The sequence below is a fragment of the Clostridium sp. BIOML-A1 genome (assembly GCF_009874105.1).
Lineage (GTDB): Bacteria > Bacillota > Clostridia > Lachnospirales > Lachnospiraceae > Coprococcus.
Window position 1 is genome coordinate 133341 of the sequence record NZ_WWTL01000004.1, and the last position, 20955, is coordinate 154295.

The following is a 20955-nucleotide window of genomic DNA, read 5'->3' on the forward strand; positions in this document are numbered from 1 at the left end:
TTATGTATTATGTATTGTATTAATACTGATCCATCGCATCGTACATGCTCATGATAGGACCATATACAGCTGCTACAATCATACCTACGATACAGGCAAGTACAACCATGATCAACGGTTCCATTGCTGCCGTTAATTTATTAGTAGCTGCTTCCACCTCTTCGTCGTAGTAGTCGGCAACCTTACTGAGCATCTCCTCGATATCACCGGTCTCTTCACCGATCTTTGTCATCGCTGATAACATCGGCGGAAGAACCTCCATATCCTTTAATGGTTTTGAAAGCGGGATACCCTTTGCAACCTGTGTCTTTGCATCCATCAGGCCATCACGTATGATCTTATTATCCATCATCTTCGCTACCTGTTCTACGGCATCGATCATAGAGATACCGGATGCCATCAAAGTGCTCATAGTTCTTGCGAATCTGGAGCAGGCTGATTTGATCGTAAGATTTCCGAATACCGGAGCCTTGATCGCGATATTCGAGAAGAATTGTTCACCAACCGAACTCTTCTTGAATGCCTTACAGCCGAATACGATCGCTGCTACAACAATGATCAATATGTACCATTTATGAATAATGAAGTTACTTGCCGCAACCATCATTCTCGTTGCAAGAGGAAGCTTTGTCCCCATGTCTTCAAACATACTGGTGAAGTTCGGGATAACCGCGATCATAACTACGATTACCACGATGATCATTACGATAAATACTACGATAGGATAAACCATCGCGCCCTTGATCTTACTGGATAATGCATTATCCTTCTCAAAGTGTTCTACCAGACGATCCAGACACACCTCTAAGTTACCGGACAACTCACCGGCAGCTACCATGTTGATCATGATCGGAGGGAATACATCTGAGTTTACTCGAAGGGCATCTGCAAGAGTACCACCTTTTTCAACATATGTCTTCGCATCCATAACCGCACGCTTCAGTGTTGGATTCTCGATCTGGTCGCCCATCAGTTCCAATGCGGAAATGATCGTAACACCGGCTTTTATAACAGCTGAAAACTGTTTACAAAAGACACCCAGGTCTCGTGATTTTACTTTCTTCTTAATTAAACCCCCTGAAAATGGATTGTTCTGCTCTGTCAGGCTCATGATCGAATAGCCATCCGACTTCAGCTTTTTCTCCGCTCCATCTCTGTTTGGGGCCTCGATGGTACCTTTTTTATTCTTACCATCTTTGTCAACAACCTTGTAGTTAAATACTGCCATTGTTTCTCCTCCGACCCTGTCATATTTCTTCCGTGATCATATCTGACCACACCCTTTATGCGTCTTTAAACGCATAAAATCTCATTCATATAGATTATATAATACTATAATTTGCTACCATAATCAATATTTTCTTATGTCCGCCAGTTTTTTTGTGAGATTTGCACAAAACTGTTATACATTTTACTGTCCGTTAATCTTCTTTCTGAGGTACTGCTGATCCTGTGCATATGTCATTGCCATCTCTCTGGTTATAGTTCCCGCAGAGAACAGATCGTACAGTGCATCATCCATCGTAATCATTCCAAGCTGTCTGCTTGTCTGAATCGTTGACTGGATCTGATGCGTCTTTGCTTCACGGATCAGACTCCGTATAGCAGGAGAAGCAAGCATAACTTCAAAGGCTGCTACTCGTCCCTGACCATTTGCCGTAGGCAGAAGCGACTGTGATATAACGCCTTCAAGGACCATCGCAAGCTGTACACGTACCTGTTGCTGCTGGTTTGTAGGGAAGATATCAATGATACGGTCGATCGTACTTGCCGCGCCGATCGTATGCAGAGTCGAGAAAACCAAATGTCCTGTCTCGGCTGCAGTGATCGCTGTTGAAATAGTCTCAAGATCTCGCATCTCTCCTACCAGAATGATATCAGGATCTTCACGGAGTGCTGCACGAAGTGCATTTGCGTAGCTGAGTGTATCCATACCAACTTCTCGCTGATTTACGATTGCCTTGTTGTGATGATGGATATACTCGATAGGGTCCTCCAGTGTGATGATATGATCTGTCAGGTTTTCATTTGCTTTATTTATAATAGAAGCAAGTGTTGTTGATTTTCCCGAACCGGTAGGTCCCGTTACAAGTACAAGCCCTCTCTTTCTCTTATAGAGATCAACAACCTCTCTCGGAATACCAAGCTGATCAGGTCTTGGGATCTGTGTCTCAACTCGTCTGTAAGCCGCCGCCATATTACCGCGATCCATATATACGTTCACACGGAAACGTCCGGTCTCCGGTGAGTCAAACGAGAAATCGACCTCACCTCTGTCCTTTAAGATCGCTACATGTCTTTCTTTCATGGTTGCTCCGATCGCTTCTGCCGCATCAGCAGGTGTAAGCGGAGGAACTTCAACTTCTGTCAATCGTCCATTGATTCTGAGCTTTGGTGGTATTCCGACTGCAATATGTACATCAGATGCCTTCGCCTCAACCGAGAATGCCAGGAGCTCCTTCATATCCAGCATATTGTTTCCTTCCTTTCCTTGTTGCATTTCATAATTTCAATTTATTTTTACAGAGTTATGTATGTAAGTTCTTCTCTGTTAAAAATCTGTTTGGATTATTTCTTTGTTAAAAACATCCCTTTTTCAAATGAACACTCTAATATGAATGTATTAATGTCTTTGCATGTTTTAATGTTTTAATATTTTAATGTCTTTATATCATTTAGTATTCGTCACCGGTTGTATAAACGATCTTCTTCATCTCCGAAAGTGATGTGATACCGTTTAATACATGCTTTGCTGCGCCCATCTTCAGTGTGAGCATTCCTTCTGATAATGCCTGCTTCTCAATCTTATCTGCCGTCGCTCCGGTCGAGATAACTGCCTGTAATGCCTTTGAAACCGGCATCATTTCATACACACCGATTCGTCCTGCATAGCCGGTATCATTACAAAGCGGGCATCCTGCAGGCTCATAGATGATTACGTCTTCTTCATCAGCCGGTACGCCAAGCACCTGTCTCTCATCATCTTCTATAAGTCGTGGCTGTTTACAGGTTGGGCACAGACGTCTTACCAGTCGCTGTGCGATAACACCTACAACCGCATCACCTACAACGTAAGGCTCGATACCCATATCTTCCAGACGAGTGATCGTAGATGCTGCCGAGTTTGTATGGAGTGTTGATACAACCAAGTGTCCGGTGATAGCCGCCTGAACCGCGATCTGGGCAGTCTCACCATCTCGAATTTCTCCGATCATTATGATATCCGGATCCTGACGAAGAATAGATCTAAGTGCTGCCGCGAATGTCATATCTGCTTTATTATTTACCTGTACCTGGTTGATACCGTTGATATTCGCCTCGACAGGGTCTTCTACCGTGATAATATTAACATCTTCTTTGTTCAACTCACTTAATGATGTGTACAGTGTAGTTGATTTACCGGAACCGGTAGGCCCTGTAACAAGGATGATTCCGTGTGGGTTACTCAGGATTCCATCAAATACTTTGATCTCATCCTCATCAAGTCCAAGACCGCTCTTCGGCTTGGTCAGTCCGTCTTTAGAAGTAAGTCGCATAACCGTCTTCTCACCGTATACTGTCGGAAGGATAGATACACGGACATCGAACTCTCGTCTGTCTACGAAAATGGTAATACGACCATCCTGTGGTTTTCTCTTCTCTGCGATATCCATTCCGCCTATGATCTTGATACGGGCTGTAATACCTGCCAGAATACTGAGGTCATATGACATTACCTGCTTCAACGCACCATCAATTCTGTATCTGACACGAACGCTGTTCTCCAGTGCTTCGATATGGATATCGGATGCTCTCTGTCTTACACCGCCCTCAATGATCTGCTTAACCAGAAGAACGATAGGTGAATTATCAATATCTTCGTTTGTTTCTTCTTCATCTCCGCCACCAAGTGCATCCGCCTGTTCCTGACGATACATCTCAGCCGCTTCCATCGCTTTTGAGCTTCCATAATACTTGCCGATCGCATCATTGATCTGTTCCTCCGTTGCGAGCATCGGCTCTACCTGCATATTTGTTACAAGTCCGATATCATCAATCGCATTGATATCCATCGGATCAGACATAGCAAGTTTTAATATATTCGGGTTTTCCGGATCGATCTCGATAGGAATAACCTTATATTTTGTAACCATATTCTCAGGTACCATATGAATAACTTTATCTTCGATCTTGGCACCTTTCAATTCTATGTAATCAATACCTAACTGCTGTGTTAGAAGAGTAATAAGGATCTCGTTACTGATCATTCCCAGATCTACGAGAACATTTCCGAGCTTCCCGCCGTTCTCTTTCTGATATGCCAGAGCCTCCTGTAACTGCTCCTCTGTAATTGCTCCTGCTGCTACAAGGATATCTCCAATTCTAATCTTTTTTCGGCCCATTCCTAATCGCATACTGGTCTGTCCTCCTACACTTTTTAAATATACGAACACTCATTTAGAGATTATAGCACACCCTGGTAAAAAATTAAACATTTTGAACAGATTTTGGTCAATTTTTTTTGATTTTTTTCACATTTTAACAAGTTTTCTTTTTGGGATATGCACGTTCTTTACAGTTTCATCATAAAATATATACAAATCGCTGGAGCAGAAATTGATGTGCAGACATTTAAAAAGCCTCTCTCACCAAAAGAGGAAGCATATTTTCTGAAATTATGCAAAGAAGGCGATCCCCGGGCCAGAAAAACTCTGATTGAATATAATATGCGGCTGGTTGCCCATATTGCAAAAAAATACAATGGGAGCCACGAAAATGATGATCTGATATCCGCAGGCACGATCGGACTGATCAAAGCCATCGACACCTACGACTCAAAAAAAGGAAAACGACTGGTCACCTATGCATCCCGATGTATTGAAAACGAACTTCTGATGCTTCTCCGTCAGAACCGAAAGCACGCCCGTGAAGTATCCTTGTTTGAACCCATCGGCACAGACAAGGAAGGAAACGAGATCAGTCTGATGGATATCATCAGTCCCGATACTCCATCCATTCTTGATTCCATGGTACATGATTATAATCTGAAACAGCTTCCGGATTGTATGCTGCACCACCTTACAAAACAGGAAATGGTGCTCCTGTCCAGACGTTACGGTCTGTCCGGTGAAGCACCATGTACTCAAAAAGAAATTGCCTCCGCAATGGGCATTTCCAGATCATATGTTTCCAGGATCGAGAAACGTGCATTGCTCAAGCTTCGCAAAGCTCTCGAAACCTGACCTCCCTATTCCTGCCGTCTGAGTATCATCCCCGCTGATACCGGGCGGTCAAGTCTTACATAGAGCTGCATCTTCGGATGCGGTGCAGACTCCATTTTCTCCATCTTGTCATTGTAGATTTCTTCTACCCGGCACGAGATATTTGTGCCGTCAAAGTCCATCGCCTCTATCATCTCTCCAACAGAAAACTTATTCTTCTGTTCAAATACCGCAAGTCCGTCTTCTGTCACCAGCTGCACATTTCCGATATAAGTATAATTCTTGATATAAGTATTGTTATCATAGATCTGAGAGTCACTATCTGTCTTTCCGAAATAAAATCCAGTTGTGAACTGTCTGTATGTGCATTTTGCTATCTCTGATTTATAATATTCCATATTCGACCTGTAAAGCTCCGGCGACTCCATATAATCATCGATTGCCTTTCTATATGTTCTGGCAACCGTTGCAACATATAGCGCAGTCTTCATTCTGCCCTCTATCTTAAAGCTATCGATACCCGCATCGATCATCTCGGGAATGTGTTCTACCATGCAGAGATCCTTTGAGTTAAAGATGTAGGTTCCCCTGTCATCCTCATTAACCGGCATATACTCACCCGGTCTTGTCTCTTCTACGATGTGGTACTTCCATCTGCAAGGATGTGTGCACGCACCACGATTCGCATCTCTGCCTGTAAAGTAACTACTGAGCAGGCATCTTCCCGAATAAGAAATGCACATAGCTCCATGCATGAACGATTCAATCTCCATATCATCCGGAATATGATCCCTGATCTGTCTGATCTCAGCAAGCGACAGTTCTCTGGCTGTAACCACGCGTTTTGCCCCAAGCTTATACCAGAAGTTATATGTCAGATAATTGGTGTTATTTGCCTGCGTACTGATATGAAGCTCCATATCCGGCATAGTTTCCTTTGCGAGTGTAAAGATACCGGGATCAGACACCAGAACAGCATCCACGCCGGTATCCTTTAACTGTTCAAAATATGTTTTCATTCCATCGATATCATAATTATGTGCAAATATATTCGCTGTCACATACACTTTTGCGTTTTTTGCATGTGCATATGCTGCTGCTTCTTTCATCTCATCAATCGAGAAATTATCTGCTTTCGCACGAAGCCCATATGCCTGTCCGCCGATATAAACCGCATCGGCACCATAATCTACCGCAACCTTTAAAACTTCAAGACTGCCTGCCGGAACAAGCAGTTCCACTTTACGATCTGTCATTTATCCAATCCTCTTTTCAATTCTTATTTATCTTCTTTCATTCTGTAATATCATACACCAACCGCGCATATTCATATGTCGATTATTTACAGCATTCGTCTTTTCGTACAGACAGGCTCATTCCGTCCCCAATATTTAAAATAGCTGTTTCAAGCCGTTCATCATGTTTTAATTCATACAGATATTCTCGCATTCTTGCATGAATCGTCCGATTTCTTCTCGTTACCGCGAACCTGGATTCAAGCACGTCTCCATCCTGTAATACATTATCACACAGCAGGATTCCTTCCGGAGCAAGTAATGGGATCGTTTTTTGAAAAAAGCTTCCATACTGTCCTTTTGCCGCATCCATAAACACCAGATCAAATGATCCCTGTAATGTCGGAAGGATCTCGTTTGCATCCCCCGCCAATAAGGTAATCCGATCTTCAGCCTGTGCAAGTCTTATATTAGCCTTTGCCTTTTCTATTCTCGGTCGATAGTTCTCTATCGTTGTAATATGTCCTTCTTCTCGCAAAAACCTGCTCATAAAAATAGCAGAAAAGCCGACCGCCGTTCCTATCTCCAGTATATTTACCGGTTTCTTTATCATCATCAGAAGCTTGATGAACTCGCCTGCTTCTCTACGGATGATAGGAACCTCCTGCTCTTCTGCTTCTTTTCTGATAGCAGTTATCACATCGTCATAATCACTGTTAAATGAATTAATGAAGGACGCAATTCTTTCATCTGTTATCATTCACTTTTCTCCGTTGTATCATTTTCCGACTTGGCATCAGTCGTGCTGTCCGACGTCTTATCTTTTGCCTTTTCTTCCTTTTTGCTTTCGGCTTTTTTCTCCTTCTCGTCCAGCTTGCCACCCGTTATCACGGTTATGATCTCGTCATTTGTATAGTTCGGAGCAATCTCATACGTTCCCGGCTGGATCTTTGCTGCATAAGAACCGATTCTGATACGAATCATCAGTGCATATGCATTCTTTACAACTCCGGCATCATCTAATGTCTCACAGACATCTTTGATCGATGAATCCGGAAGTATCGTAACTGCTACTACCTTTGTATCCGCCTTATCTTTGCAGCTGTTACTTGCAAACACATCATAAGCAAAGCCGAATCCGAACGCAAACACCTTAACCAATATAAACAGGATAAATACATTCACAAGTAAACCGACCGAGAATCGCAGTACTCGTTTCATTGTCAGTGCTCCATCTATAGCCATATCTTAATCTCCTTATCCATTCGTGCCTTCAGACACTACGTAACTGTTGTAACATATCCTACTGCTTTATGTCAACATCCAGCCCATCAGCTATCTCATCATACATTGTTTTCAGCATCCTGCAAAGCTTTCGTTCTGCCCGAAGGAAATCATTTACAATAGTGTCATGAACGATCGGATCATATTCCTCGAATAATGCAACTACCTCATCATAAGGATTATCATTCGAAGCATTGTTCTGAATATCCGAGTTCTTCTTTTTGAACTCGTTCAGCCCCCGAAGCAGATCCGGATGTTCGTATAATCTTTCGCGGCACACCAGATAGTGCCTGTAGAATTCCGATTCCTTTATCGTTTCATTCAGTTTTTTACTGAGTTCAACAACATCGCTCATTGTTCATTCCTCTTTTCTTCTTAGCCTATACCCATGCATGAGGTAATTATCAAAGCGTCTTATACTTCTGTAATGATCGGAAGGATCATCGGGCTTCTCTTCGTCCGTTTCCACAGGAATTCACTCAAGGAATCCTTGATCGTCGTCTTGATCTTGCCCCAGTCTGTAACATTCTTACGCAAGCATTTCTCCAATGCTTCCTCCACTACTGCACGACAGTCCTCCATCAACGTCTCCGATTCTCTTACATATACAAATCCTCTGGAAACAATATCCGGACCCGCTATCAGGTTATTGCTGTATTTATCAAGTGTCACCACAATGATCAGCAGACCGTTCTGTGACAGAAGCTGTCTGTCTCTTAAAACAATGTTACCGACATCTCCGACTCCAAGTCCGTCGACAAAGACTCCCTGTGCCGGAACTTTTCCGGTCACCTCAAGCTTATCTTCGCTTACTTCCAGAACATCTCCTGTTGTCAGAATCTTGATATTCTCTTTCGGAATACCCATCTCCTGTGCCAGCTCTGCGTGGCGTTTCAGATGCCTGTACTCACCATGTACCGGTATCGCATATTTCGGTTTTGTGAGCGCATAGATCAGCTTCAATTCCTCTCTGCAGGCATGTCCCGATACATGTGTGTCTTCAAAGATTACATGGGCGCCCTTCATTTCCAGCTCATTGATCACCTTGAATACTGCTTTTTCATTACCCGGGATCGGGTGTGAACTGAATATGACCACATCTCCCGGCATGATCGAGATCTTGTTATGGATTGACGCTGCGATTCTTGACAGAGCCGCCATGTTCTCACCCTGACTTCCTGTCGTGATCAGAACAAGCTTCTCATCCGGATAATTCTTGATCTGACTGATATCTATCAATGTGTTATCCGGTATATCGATATAACCGAGCTCGGAAGCCGTACTGATGATATTCACCATACTTCTTCCTTCGATGATTACTTTTCTTCCATACTTATATGCTGAATTGATGATCTGCTGCACACGGTCTACATTCGATGCAAATGTAGCTATGATGATTCGATGATTCTGATTATCATTGAACAGATTATCAAACGTTCTTCCTACTGTCTTTTCTGACTTTGTAAAGCCCTCACGTTCTGCATTTGTGGAATCTGCCATCAATGCCAGAACACCTTTTTTGCCAAGCTCTGCAAACCGCTGAAGATCGATCATATCTCCAAATACCGGTGTATAATCAATCTTGAAATCTCCGGTGTGGACAAGCAGTCCTGCCGGCGTATAGATCGCCAGTGCTGCGGAATCAGCAATCGAATGGTTCGTCTTAATAAATTCTATGCGAAATTTTCCAAGAATGATATTCTGTCCATATTTTACAACCTTACGTCTGGTGTTGTTCATCAGATTATGTTCTTTCAGTTTATTCTCGATCAGTCCCATCGTAAGCTTTGTTGCATAAATCGGCATATTGAGTTCTTTCTCAATGTAAGGAATGGCTCCGATATGATCTTCATGACCATGGGTAACCACAAGCCCTTTGACTTTGTCCGCGTTTTCCTTAAGGTAAGTGACATCCGGTATTACAAGATCGATTCCTAACATATCGTCCTCAGGGAATGCCAGACCGCAGTCAATGACTATAATAGAGTCCTCATACTCTATTGCGGTAATGTTCATTCCAATCTGTTCCAATCCGCCCAATGGAATAATCTTTACCGCATCGCTATTCAATTTTTTCAATGTTCTATACCTCCAAATCTACGTCCTCTAGCAGCTCTTCAAATATCTTCATAACTGCTTCTAATTCTTTGTCATCTTCAACGATGTCAAATGCTGCCATCTCACCTTCACTGTCTGAAGCATTCTCCTTCAGTATCAGGAAAGAACCATCATCTTCATCGTCTCCGTCTTCCGTAACAAGCAGATAATTCACTCCGCCAAGAGTCGTCTGCTCCATAACAGAAAAAGCAACTTCATTGCCATCTTCATCTGTAAATACTATGCTGTCGTTTTCCATTTCTGTTCTAATCCTTTCGACTATTCGGTCTGCCCTTCATGAGCCTGACTGTCAAGATAATTCTGCAAAATAACCGCAGCGGCCATCTTGTCTACATACTGTTTCCGATTTTCTCTTCTGACTCCGGTATCCATCAAAATCCGTTCTGCTTCTACCGTAGAAAGTCTTTCATCCCACAGGATAACCTCAAGGCCTGTTCTACGTTCCAGATCTTCCTTAAACTGTTCGGTCGCTTCTGCACGTTCTCCAATCGTATTATTCATATTCTTCGGATATCCGAGAACGATCCGTTCTGCCTGATATTCCTCAATAATACTCTCTATTCTCGCAAGTGTCTGTCGAAGTTTGTTTGCTGATTTTCTTTCTATTGTTTCAAGTGGCTGTGCCGTGATCATCAGCGCATCACTGACCGCAACTCCTACTGTCTTTGTTCCGTAGTCCAATCCAATTATCCGCATATTCTTATCCTGTTCTTCTCTCCATGTAATCCGAGCTTTTTTCGATGGGATTTTTTTCATCCGACCCCATCATTTTCGACACGATCCCGATCTACTTGATCAGATTATTCTTAATGTAATCTTCAAACAGAACTTCTATGATCTCATCCCGCTCTGCTTTCATGATCAGACTTCTTGCATTCTTATAGCTGGTGATATATGTAGGATCACCGCTCATAATATAACCGACAAGCTGACTGACCGGATTATAGCCTTTTTCTGTCAGTGCTTCATATACCTGTCCTATGATCTGTGTTACATCTATCGTGTTATCCTTCAGCTGTGCAATATGTTGTGTATTCTCTTTGTTATTCATATACTCACATCCTTACTTTTATCAAGTGCCATCAGCATCTTTGCATAAAAACCTTACCCTATAATAATATAAACCCATGCAAAATTCAACCTAAAGCCGCATATTTGTATATGTTGTAACGCATTTTGCGCATAATCCGGCTGTGCAATCTGCTCATTCCACGCCCACACCGTATGGAATCTTCACCACATGATTAATGATATCTGTCTGCCGGCCACAGATCCTGTGCATGCATTCTTCCTCCACAAAAATATCCATATATCGTTCCGTATGTCCACGATATCCGTCTTTTCCCTCTCTCCGGACTTTTTCTTCAACAAGAACATCGAGATTTTCTCCCCGGAAGGACGCTTCATATGCCTGTTTGTTTCTTTCGGATAAAGCCAATAGAACATCGCTTCTTTGATTTTTAATCTCAGGCGCAACCTGATCCTTCATTCCGGCAGCAACCGTTCCCTGTCTTGGCGAGAACTTAAATATGTGCATCTCGTACAAATTAAGCTTCGTCAGATAATCCACCGTCTCCCGAAACTCTTCTTCCGTCTCCCCCGGGAATCCTACGATTACATCCGTAGTCAGCGCCGGGCGGTCAAATGCCTTACGAAGCATCTCACATTTTTCAAAGTATTCTTCGCAGGTATACTTCCTGTTCATCCTTTTTAATACTGTATTACAGCCACTTTGCAGACTTAAATGGAAATGCGGACACACCTTTTCATTATCCACAATGCGGTCTATAAATTCATCTGTAATAATACTAGGTTCCAGCGAACCAAGACGGATTCTTTTAATTGATTCGATTTTTGAGATTGCATCAATTACATCTGCGAGTCCTACCTCATTTTCCTTATCCTTACCATAAGAGGAGATATGGATACCTGTCAGAACAATTTCTTTTACTCCGGTCAACGCCAGTCGTTCAACTTCTTCTATAATGGATGCGATGTCCCGGCTCCGAATTCTTCCTCTGACGTAAGGAATAATGCAATAAGAGCAGAACTGGTTACAACCGTCCTGAATCTTCACATATGCCCGTGTATGCTCTAAAGTACTGTTAATGGTCAAAGGCTCATATTCTTTTTCCGCTGATATATCGAGCATACCTTCATCTGTCACGCCTGCCTGCAGATAATCCTCCAGAATCCGAACAATATCTTTCTTTTTATTGTTTCCTATAATAATAGATATACGATCATCTTCCATCAGCTTATCCTTTGCAGCCTGAACATAACAGCCCGCCGCTATTACGACTGCATCCGGGTTCAGTTTCTTCGCTCTGTGTATCATCTGTCTGGATTTTTTATCTGCCATATTTGTAACAGAGCATGTATTTATCAGATATACATCTGCTTTTTCTTCGAAGGAAACAGCCGTCATTCCGGCCTCTTTTAAGAGTTCGATCATGCCATCTGTCTCGTATTGATTTACCTTGCAGCCCAGTGTCAGAGGGGCTACTGTTTTTCCCTTCAGCATTCCTTATTTTTCCTTTCTTATTATTGACTTTTTCCTCCCCAAAAGATATTATAAATATATAAACATCCGCGGCCGTTACGGCTCCGGATAATCTAACTTTTAGGAGGGTAATCATGAAAGCATTAATGGTTTCTTTAAATTCAATCGATAAGGTAAAAGCATTCTGTAACGAAATTGCAAAATTTGACGCAGAATTCGATCTCATCTCAGGACGTTATGTTATTGATGCAAAATCAATTATGGGTATATTCAGTCTTGATATTTCAAAACCAATTGAATTGAACATTCACGCTGATGAAAAGGATCTTGCTGATATTCTTGCAGCAATCAAGCCTTACGTTGTTGAATAATCACAACCGACTATTTGCATACATACAGAATGCCTGTTTTGACAGTCATTCTGCATAAAAAAGCTTGCCGCCTTTATAGTGGCAAGCTTTTTTTCATGTTATTCTGTCATGAGTACAGTTCACTCCTTGCATTCCGCAAAATCAACATCCTGGTGAGCAAATAATTTTGCATGTGTTGCATAATGTCTCTGCTTCACCTTATCTCTGTGCTCTGCACATTACAGTCTCAACAGACTCTAACGCTTTTTCATATAACGGCTCGATAATGCCGGCAAGCTTTGCTTCTGATTTCTCGATTGCAGATAATATCGGTTTTGTTACCGGGTGCTTTGCTACAAATGTTGTACAGCAGTCCTCATAAGGAAGGATCGATGTCTCATATGTTCCGATTTTTTCCGATATATCAACAATCTCCTGCTTGTCCAGTCCGATACACGGACGGAACACCGGCAATGTACTGACATCATTGATAACAGCAAGACTGAATACCGTCTGGCTGGACACCTGCCCGATACTCTCACCTGTCACCGTACACTGACAGTCATTTCTCTTTGCCAGTTCTTCTGCAATCTTGATCATATAGCGTTTCATAATGATCGTAAGCTCCTCGTGCGGGCAATTATCATAGATCGCCATCTGAACATCCGCGAAATTTACGACATGCAACTTGATCGCACCTGCATAATCCGCAACCAGACATGCCAAATCAATTACTTTTTCTTTGGCACGCTCACTGGTAAATGGCGGTGCATGGAAATATACAGCCTCCATCTGGACACCGCGTTTTGCGATCATATAGGTTGCAACCGGGCTGTCAATTCCACCGGATAATAATGCCATTCCCTTTCCGTTTGTGCCGACAGGAAGTCCTCCCGGACCCGGAATCGTGATCGAATAAATATATACCGTCTTCCGGATCTCTACATTAATGATCTCATCCGGTTCATGAACATCAACGGAAGTATCCGGGAATGCCTCTAACAGATAATGTCCGAGCTCTGCATTGACCTCCATCGAAGTCATAGGAAAGCTCTTATCATTTCTTCTTGTATTTACTTTAAAGGTAAAGTTCTTCTTACGATATGCCTTATCCACATATTCGATCACCTTTTCTTTGATGGCTTCAAATGATGTATCTTCCTCTACCACGATCGGACAGATTCCCACAATACCGAATACCTTGGTCAATGCACCCACTACATCTTCATAATCATAGTCTGATTTTGCTTCGATAAAGATTCGTCCCTGTTCCTTACGGATATAAAAATCACCGTAATTTTTGATCTTACGATTAATGTTTTTTACAAGGATATCTTCAAATATATACCGGTTTTTACCTTTTGTACCGATCTCGGCATATTTGATCATAAATGCCTTATACTGCATATGCTTCTCTCAACCTCCGATTTTCATTCTATTTATTTGTTCTTCGCCTGTTTTATACTATTATAATCAAACTTTCCATTCGTTTGCCGCTACTTTTTTCTGACATATTTTCTATATATCGGCAGGATCTCTTCTATCACATCTGCCGCATAGTCTGCCTGTTCCACTGTGTTCTCTGCTGAAAAACTGAAACGGATCGTGGATTCCAACCGATCCTTCGGTAACCCGATCGAAGCTAATACATGGCTGACTGCCGGTTTATTCGACGAACATGCCGATCCGGAAGAAACATAGATTTCCCGTTCTTCTAATGCATGCAGCATCACTTCACTTCGAACACCAACAAATGATACACTTAGGATATGTGGTGCTTCCCCTTCATTGATATATACATCCGGAAGTGTCTTTAGACGTTCGGTCAGACGGTCTTTCACCGCCCGCATACGAACAGTTCTGGCTTCCAGATCTTCATAAACCATCTTTGTTGCCAGTCCAAATCCTGCAAATCCCGGAACATTCTCTGTGCCGGATCGCATTCCGCCCTGCTGTCCGCCGCCGTATATGATCGGCTTCACCTTCGTACGGTTCTTGATAAACAACGCTCCGGTTCCCTTTGGTCCATGTATCTTATGCCCGCTTACGGACATCAAATCGATCCCCATCCGTTTCGGGTAAATGTGATATTTGCCAAATGCCTGAATCGCATCCACATGAAAGAGCGTCTTTGGATTCTTCTCTTTGATAATCTCTGCAATCTCCTGAATCGGTTCTACTGTCCCGATCTCGTTATTTACATACATAACAGACACAAGAATCGTATCCTCATTCACTTCCTGTTCCAGCTGTTCCAAATCCACAATTCCGTGCTGATCTACATTCAGATATATGATTTCAAATCCAAGACTCTCCAAAAATGCCATCGTACTTGATACCGATGCATGTTCCACCTTTGTTGTTATGATCCGGTTTCCGCTTCTTTTATTTGCAAGCGCAGCCCCGATCAATGCAAGATTATTGGATTCCGTTCCGCCGGAAGTCAGTACAATCTCTTTGCTGTCTACCTTCCATTCTTTTGCAAGGATCTCTTTCGTCTCCTTGATATAGTGTCCTGCATCCAGACCTTTCTGATGCAGGGAGGAAGGATTACCATAATCTTCTTCCATTAATTTTACCACCAGATCTTTTACTTCCGGAAATACCTTTGTTGTTGCTGCATTATCAAAATATGCTTCCATCTCTATCTATCCTCTTCCAGTTCAAACATTATGATCGACATAACCGCCATTCCCGCTGTCTCGGTACGCAGAATCCTGTGTCCAAGCGTAACCATCTTCGCGCCCATGTCTGTCGCTGCCTCGACTTCTTCTCCGGCAAATCCACCTTCCGGACCTATAAATATACCAAGACTTTTCTTTCCCTTGATCGATGCAAAGACCTCTTTCGAATATGCAACTCCTTCTGCTTCTTCATACGGGATCATATTCATATCAAGCTCCTTTGCCATAGCAAGAGCCTCTTTCCATGTTACAGGAGCAGTTACCTCCGGGATCACACCTCTGCCCGACTGCTTCGCCGCCGCAAGTGCGATCGCCTGATAACGTTCCGTCTTCTTTCCTGCTTTCTTTGCATCCAGCTTGACAACCGTCCGTTTCGTCATGACCGGTACGATCCTTGTAACGCCAAGCTCTACCGTTTTCTGGATGATCCACTCCATCTTATCCGCTTTCGGAAATCCCTGAAACAACGTAATCTCTGTTTCAAGTTCTGCAAAATTATCACATACATCCAGAATATCTGCAACTACTTTTTCATGATCCATAACTGAAATCTGGCAGCGGTAATCTCTACCCCTGCCATCACTTATTATGATCTCATCATTTACTTTTAAACGAAGAACATTCTTAATATGATTGACATCCTCACCGGTAATATCAATGCTCTTATTAAATACCCTTCCATCAAAATCTACAAAAAAACGATTCATCTTCCCAATCCTGTCTCTTTATGACTAATTATCCTTCTCAGCTACAAAACTGATCCAGTCTTTCATAGAGACAGTATCCACTATTCTGAAGTGATTGTCAAGAAGTGCCTGTCTGACCTCGTCTTCTTTTGTATTGATAATTCCGGAACAGATAAACTTCGCATCATCCTTCATAAACTGCTGCACAACACCGGAAAGTGGGATGATTACATCCGCCAGAATATTTGCAACTACGATATCATACTTCGGTTCGATCGACTGAACAAGCTCTTTATCCGCGAGTACATTACCACAGAGAAACCGAACCTGATCTTCTGTAATATGATTGATATCCCTGTTCTCGATGCTGACATGAACCGCAGTCTCATCAATATCGATTCCGAGAACCTCTTTTGCGCCAAGATTACTACATACAAAGGAAAGGATCCCGCTTCCGCTTCCACAGTCAAGAACCAGATCTCCTTCTTTCATATATTTCTTCAGCTGTCCGATACATAATCTGGTCGTCTCATGGGAGCCGGTTCCGAACGCCGCACCCGGATCAATATCGATCACAATATCATCATCTGTCACATCAGAAGGTGCATCCTCCCATGTCGGTTTGATAACGATATTGTCATACAGACGAAACGGCTTAAAATATGCCTTCCAGTTGTTCATCCAATCCACATCTTCCGTCTCGGATTCTATGATATTGCAGGCTCCAACCGGAATAAATTCCGATAACCGTTCCAGTTCATTTTTTATCTTGGTCTTTATCTCTTCCTTGTCAAAGGAATCATCCAGATAGCAGGAAACCTTTGCTGTTCCGTCATCCGTCGGCATCTCATCCGGCAGAAGATCTACAAACATAGCTGCCATTTCTTCATCTGTCAGAGGCACATTGTCATCGACTTCTATACCCAAAACGCCTTCCTCATCGAGGAAGGCGCTGAGTAAATCGACAGCCTCACACGTTGTTTCAATCGTGATTTGTGTCCATTTCATAATCTATTTACCTATTTCTTCTTTCTTTTTTTGTGATCTCCAAACGAAAATGATGTTCCTACCGAATCTGTTGCAGGTCTGGTCTCAACCAATGTTGCCTGCTCGTATTCATTCAAGATACGCTTCTGTTCTGCAGTCAGCTTCTCAGGAACCTGTACAACCAGTGTTACATAATGATCACCACGCTGAGTAGGATTCTTCAGGTTTGGCACACCTTTTCCCTTCAGCTTAACCTTGGTATCAGTCTGTGTTCCTGGTGGAATCGTGTAATCAATCTCTCCTTCGATCGTATGGATCTTAATATTTCCACCCAGTGCTGCCTGTGTGAATGAGATCGGTTCGGAGGAGTAAAGATTGTATTCCTGTCTCTGGAACTTCGGATGACGATCAACAAGGATCGTAACATGAAGATCTCCTCTTTCACCACCATTAAATCCAGGTTCACCTTTTCCTTTGATACGGATATTGGTTCCGTTATCTACTCCAGGCGGAACAGCGATCTGAATCTTCTTTCTGCTCTTTACATAACCGGTTCCCGCACAGTTGCTACATTTATATCTAATGATCTTACCGGATCCGCCACAGTCCGGACAAGTCGATACATTTCTTACTACGCCAAACAAGGACTGCTGTGTTGTAACGATCTGACCTTTTCCGCCGCATTTGCCACAAACCTCCGGCTGATGTCCCGGCTGTGAACCGGTTCCCTTACATACTTCACATTCATCCTTTAACGGAAGATCCAGTTCTTTCTGTGTACCAAATATTGCTTCCTCAAAAGCAACTCTGATCGTTGTCTTGATGTTAGCACCCTTTACAGGTCCGTTTGAATTTCTCTGTCTGCTTCCACCACCGAACATATCTCCGAAAATATCTCCGAAAATATCTCCCATATCAGCAAAATCAAAGCCGCCGAAGCCACCAAAGCCACTGCCGCCGGCATTTGGATCAAATGCCGCATGACCATACTGATCATATTTTGCTCGCTTCTCCGGGTCACTAAGTACTGCATAAGCTTCCGCTGCTTCTTTAAATTTTCTTTCAGCCTCCGCATCGCCCGGGTTCATATCAGGATGATATTTCTTGGCTACGACACGATATGCTTTTTTTATCTCTGCCTCTGAGGCATTCTTGGTTACACCAAGGACCTCATAGTAATCAGTTTTTGTTTCTGCCATAACTTTTAACCTTTCATCTGCGATATATACATTCATATCCACAGTAAAACAGGAAACCTTTTTCCCGTTTTACTGTCAGATATTTACTATAGACTACATTTCATATTATTTCAAGGCTTAAACCTCTGTGAAATCTCCATCTACTACATCACCCTCTGAAAAGTCCGGTGTACCTGTACCTGTTCCTGCATTTGCTCCAGGACCATTCTGCTCATAAAGCTTAGCGAACAGATTCTGAGCACTTTCCATAAGCTTATCCTTAGCAGCCTTGATCTTATCCACATCAAGATCTGTCATATTCTCTGCATCCGTACTTTCAATTGTTGACTTTAATGAGTCTAAGTCAGCCTGTACGGCAGACTTATCTGCATCTGAAAGCTTATCTCCGACTTCATTCAGTGCTTTTTCTGTCTGGAATGCAAGTGCATCTGCTTCATTTCTTGCTTCAATGCCTTCCTTACGTTTCTTATCCTGTGCTTCGTATTCCGCAGCTTCTTTTACTGCTCTCTCGATATCATCATCTGAAAGTGATGTACCGGAAGTAATTGTAATGTGCTGTTCTCTTCCTGTTCCGAGATCCTTAGCAGATACATTTACGATACCATTCGCATCGATATCGAATGATACTTCGATCTGAGGAACGCCTCTTCTTGCAGGAGCGATACCATCCAGTCTGAAACGTCCAAGACTCTTATTATCTTTTGCAAACTGTCTTTCACCCTGTACTACGTTGATATCTACGGCATCCTGATTATCCTGTGCTGTTGAGAAAATCTGGCTCTTCTTTGTAGGAATTGTAGTGTTTCTCTCGATCAGATGTGTTGCGATACCACCCATTGTTTCGATAGAAAGTGTAAGTGGTGTAACATCAAGAAGAAGGATCTCACCGGCACCGGCATCACCTGCAAGCTTACCGCCCTGGATAGATGCACCGATTGCAACACACTCATCAGGGTTGATACCCTTGAACGGCTCTTTACCTGTTAATCTCTTAACTTCTTCCTGTACAGCGATGATACGTGTAGAACCACCGACTAATAATACCTTATCAAGATCTGCTGCAGTAAGTCCTGCATCTTCAAGTGCTGTCTGAACAGGTACCTTTGTTCTGTCAACCAGATCTGCTGTTAACTCATCAAATTTTGCTCTTGTCAGGTTCATATCAAAATGCTTTGGTCCATCCTGATTTGCTGTAATGAAAGGAAGGTTGATGTTTGTTGTCATAGCAGATGAAAGCTCTTTCTTTGCCTTCTCTGCTGCTTCCTTCAATCTCTGCATAGCCATCTTATCGCCTGAAAGGTCGATACCCTCTGCCTTCTTGAATTCATCTAACATATACTGTGTAACAGCATTATCAAAGTCATCACCACCAAGCTTATTATCACCGGCTGTTGCCAATACTTCAATAACGCCTTCACCGATCTCAATGATAGATACATCGAATGTACCACCACCTAAATCGTATACCATGATCTTCTGTTCCTGTTCATTATCAAGGCCATAGGAAAGAGCTGCTGCCGTAGGCTCGTTGATGATACGCTTTACATCAAGTCCTGCAATCTTACCGGCATCCTTTGTTGCCTGTCTCTGTGCATCTGAGAAGTAAGCAGGTACTGTGATAACGGCCTCTGTAACCTTCTCACCGAGATATCCTTCTGCATCGGATTTCAGTTTCTGAAGAATCATAGCTGAAATCTCTTCCGGTGAATACTTCTTGCCATCGATCTCTACTCTGTAATCTGTACCCATATGACGCTTGATGGATGAAATTGTCTTATCTGCATTTGTAACTGCCTGACGTTTTGCAGGCTCACCGACTACTCTCTCACCTGTCTTTAAGAAACCAACTACAGATGGTGTAGTTCTCATACCTTCTGTATTCGCAATAACAACAGGCTTACCACCTTCCATTACTGCTACACATGAATTTGTTGTACCTAAGTCAATACCAATTATCTTACCCATGATTATATTCCTCCTAAATAAAATTCTGTTTTCTTAATTTAATAAAATTTATATGCTATAGTCATTTGACTATTAGTTTGCAACCTTTACCATGCTGAATCGTAATACCTGATCCTTATACATGTAACCACGCTGCATCTCTTCGACGATCACGTTCTCTCCGTAATTCTCATCCTCTACATGCATTACTGCATTGTGGAACGCCGGATCAAACTGTTCACCCTCGCAGTTCATCGGGGTAACGCCGATGGATTCCAGTGAAGTCATAAGTGATTTGTAGATTTTATCAACTCCTGCTTCAAACGGTCTGTCTTTATCCTCTTCCGGAATTGCTGCAATCGCTCTTTCAAAGTTGTCAACTACCGGAAGTAATTTTCCAAGAACATCCTTCGCTCCGAAATCATACATTTTGGATGACTCCTTTTCATTTCTCTGACGGATATTCTCGCACTCTGCAAGAAGACGTTTATATTTGTCTTCTGCATCCTGACAGCGCTCTTTCAATTTATCATTTTCTTCTCTTAAAGCCTTACTGCCGCGTCTGTTCTCTTTTGCAACCGGCTTCGGTTTTGCTGCTTCCGCCTGCTCTTCAGGGACATCCACAGTTTCTGTAACATTCACATCTGTAGTTGTTGTTTCTGCAGTATCTGTTGACTCTGCTGTAACTTCATCTACAATTGTTTCTGCTGCCTTTTCATCTGTCTTTACTTTCTTAGTATCTTTCTTGGTGTCTGCCATTATCG

The 20955-nt window shown here is 42.6% G+C and carries 21 protein-coding genes; 2 read left to right on the forward strand and 19 right to left on the reverse strand.

All coding sequences use genetic code 11. The features are described from left to right. Positions 1–19: 19 nt before the first annotated feature. From GT641_RS04400 to GT641_RS04410, 3 genes are all read right to left on the reverse strand, one after another. Positions 20–1228: a type II secretion system F family protein gene (locus GT641_RS04400; RefSeq protein WP_161116910.1), complete on the reverse strand. Its 1209-nt coding sequence runs from the start codon at positions 1226–1228 to the stop codon at positions 20–22. Positions 1229–1411: 183 nt separating this feature from the next. After that, entirely contained in the window at positions 1412–2473 is a 1062-nt protein-coding gene (locus GT641_RS04405; RefSeq protein ID WP_084770790.1) for a type IV pilus twitching motility protein PilT, read from the reverse strand. Between the two features lie 202 nt (positions 2474–2675). Next, positions 2676–4394 (reverse strand): ATPase, T2SS/T4P/T4SS family, encoded by a 1719-nt coding sequence (locus GT641_RS04410; RefSeq protein ID WP_008403040.1) that lies wholly within the window; start codon positions 4392–4394, stop codon positions 2676–2678. Positions 4395–4541: 147 nt separating this feature from the next. Here GT641_RS04410 and sigK point away from each other — a divergent pair, with 147 nt between their 5' ends. Next, complete coding sequence (gene sigK / locus GT641_RS04415; protein WP_008403039.1) at positions 4542–5222, forward strand: RNA polymerase sporulation sigma factor SigK; 681 nt, start codon at positions 4542–4544, stop codon at positions 5220–5222. A 5-nt stretch (positions 5223–5227) separates the two neighbouring features. On the opposite strand, the gene GT641_RS04420 is transcribed toward sigK, so the two are convergent. The 9 genes from GT641_RS04420 to mtaB form a co-directional block, all read right to left on the reverse strand. Continuing rightward, positions 5228–6457 carry a U32 family peptidase gene (locus tag GT641_RS04420; protein WP_008403038.1) on the reverse strand — a complete coding sequence of 410 codons (1230 nt, stop codon included), beginning with the start codon at positions 6455–6457 and terminating at the stop codon, positions 5228–5230. An 82-nt stretch (positions 6458–6539) separates the two neighbouring features. Beyond that, positions 6540–7196, reverse strand: a complete 657-nt coding sequence (locus GT641_RS04425) for an O-methyltransferase (RefSeq protein ID WP_161116911.1) — start codon at positions 7194–7196, stop codon at positions 6540–6542. After that, positions 7193–7681 (reverse strand): endolytic transglycosylase MltG, encoded by a 489-nt coding sequence (locus tag GT641_RS04430; RefSeq protein WP_008403035.1) that lies wholly within the window; start codon positions 7679–7681, stop codon positions 7193–7195. The genes GT641_RS04425 and GT641_RS04430 overlap by 4 nt, the downstream gene beginning before the upstream one ends. A gap of 58 nt (positions 7682–7739) precedes the next feature. Then, a complete protein-coding gene (locus GT641_RS04435) occupies positions 7740–8075 on the reverse strand; it encodes a YlbF family regulator (RefSeq protein ID WP_008403034.1) in 336 nt (111 codons plus the stop codon). A 59-nt stretch (positions 8076–8134) separates the two neighbouring features. After that, entirely contained in the window at positions 8135–9799 is a 1665-nt protein-coding gene (locus GT641_RS04440) for a ribonuclease J (protein ID WP_008403032.1), read from the reverse strand. A 4-nt stretch (positions 9800–9803) separates the two neighbouring features. Then, complete coding sequence (locus tag GT641_RS04445; protein WP_008403031.1) at positions 9804–10076, reverse strand: DUF1292 domain-containing protein; 273 nt, start codon at positions 10074–10076, stop codon at positions 9804–9806. A gap of 20 nt (positions 10077–10096) precedes the next feature. Continuing rightward, positions 10097–10534 carry a Holliday junction resolvase RuvX gene (gene ruvX / locus GT641_RS04450; protein ID WP_021943459.1) on the reverse strand — a complete coding sequence of 146 codons (438 nt, stop codon included), beginning with the start codon at positions 10532–10534 and terminating at the stop codon, positions 10097–10099. Positions 10535–10625: 91 nt separating this feature from the next. After that, positions 10626–10889 (reverse strand): IreB family regulatory phosphoprotein, encoded by a 264-nt coding sequence (locus GT641_RS04455; RefSeq protein WP_008403029.1) that lies wholly within the window; start codon positions 10887–10889, stop codon positions 10626–10628. A 153-nt stretch (positions 10890–11042) separates the two neighbouring features. Then, positions 11043–12362 carry a tRNA (N(6)-L-threonylcarbamoyladenosine(37)-C(2))-methylthiotransferase MtaB gene (gene mtaB / locus GT641_RS04460; protein WP_161116912.1) on the reverse strand — a complete coding sequence of 440 codons (1320 nt, stop codon included), beginning with the start codon at positions 12360–12362 and terminating at the stop codon, positions 11043–11045. A gap of 113 nt (positions 12363–12475) precedes the next feature. Here mtaB and GT641_RS04465 point away from each other — a divergent pair, with 113 nt between their 5' ends. Beyond that, positions 12476–12712, forward strand: coding sequence for an HPr family phosphocarrier protein (locus GT641_RS04465; RefSeq protein WP_044946242.1), 237 nt, complete (start codon positions 12476–12478; stop codon positions 12710–12712). A gap of 198 nt (positions 12713–12910) precedes the next feature. Here GT641_RS04465 and thiI read toward each other — a convergent pair whose 3' ends face one another. The 7 genes from thiI to grpE all read right to left on the reverse strand — a co-directional run bounded on the left by thiI (position 12911) and on the right by grpE (position 20950). Further along, a complete protein-coding gene (thiI, locus tag GT641_RS04470; protein WP_119962720.1) occupies positions 12911–14098 on the reverse strand; it encodes a tRNA uracil 4-sulfurtransferase ThiI in 1188 nt (395 codons plus the stop codon). An 89-nt stretch (positions 14099–14187) separates the two neighbouring features. Next, on the reverse strand, positions 14188–15333 hold the full coding sequence (locus tag GT641_RS04475; RefSeq protein ID WP_008403025.1) for an aminotransferase class V-fold PLP-dependent enzyme: 1146 nt from the start codon (positions 15331–15333) through the stop codon (positions 14188–14190). Between the two features lie 2 nt (positions 15334–15335). Continuing rightward, positions 15336–16082 carry a 16S rRNA (uracil(1498)-N(3))-methyltransferase gene (locus GT641_RS04480; RefSeq protein ID WP_161116913.1) on the reverse strand — a complete coding sequence of 249 codons (747 nt, stop codon included), beginning with the start codon at positions 16080–16082 and terminating at the stop codon, positions 15336–15338. A 24-nt stretch (positions 16083–16106) separates the two neighbouring features. Further along, complete coding sequence (prmA, locus tag GT641_RS04485; protein ID WP_008403023.1) at positions 16107–17069, reverse strand: 50S ribosomal protein L11 methyltransferase; 963 nt, start codon at positions 17067–17069, stop codon at positions 16107–16109. Between the two features lie 11 nt (positions 17070–17080). Next, positions 17081–18247, reverse strand: coding sequence for a molecular chaperone DnaJ (dnaJ, locus tag GT641_RS04490; RefSeq protein WP_044946265.1), 1167 nt, complete (start codon positions 18245–18247; stop codon positions 17081–17083). Positions 18248–18364: 117 nt separating this feature from the next. Then, positions 18365–20212 carry a molecular chaperone DnaK gene (gene dnaK, locus GT641_RS04495; protein ID WP_008403021.1) on the reverse strand — a complete coding sequence of 616 codons (1848 nt, stop codon included), beginning with the start codon at positions 20210–20212 and terminating at the stop codon, positions 18365–18367. A gap of 72 nt (positions 20213–20284) precedes the next feature. Then, complete coding sequence (grpE, locus tag GT641_RS04500; RefSeq protein ID WP_008403020.1) at positions 20285–20950, reverse strand: nucleotide exchange factor GrpE; 666 nt, start codon at positions 20948–20950, stop codon at positions 20285–20287. Positions 20951–20955 lie beyond the last annotated feature (5 nt).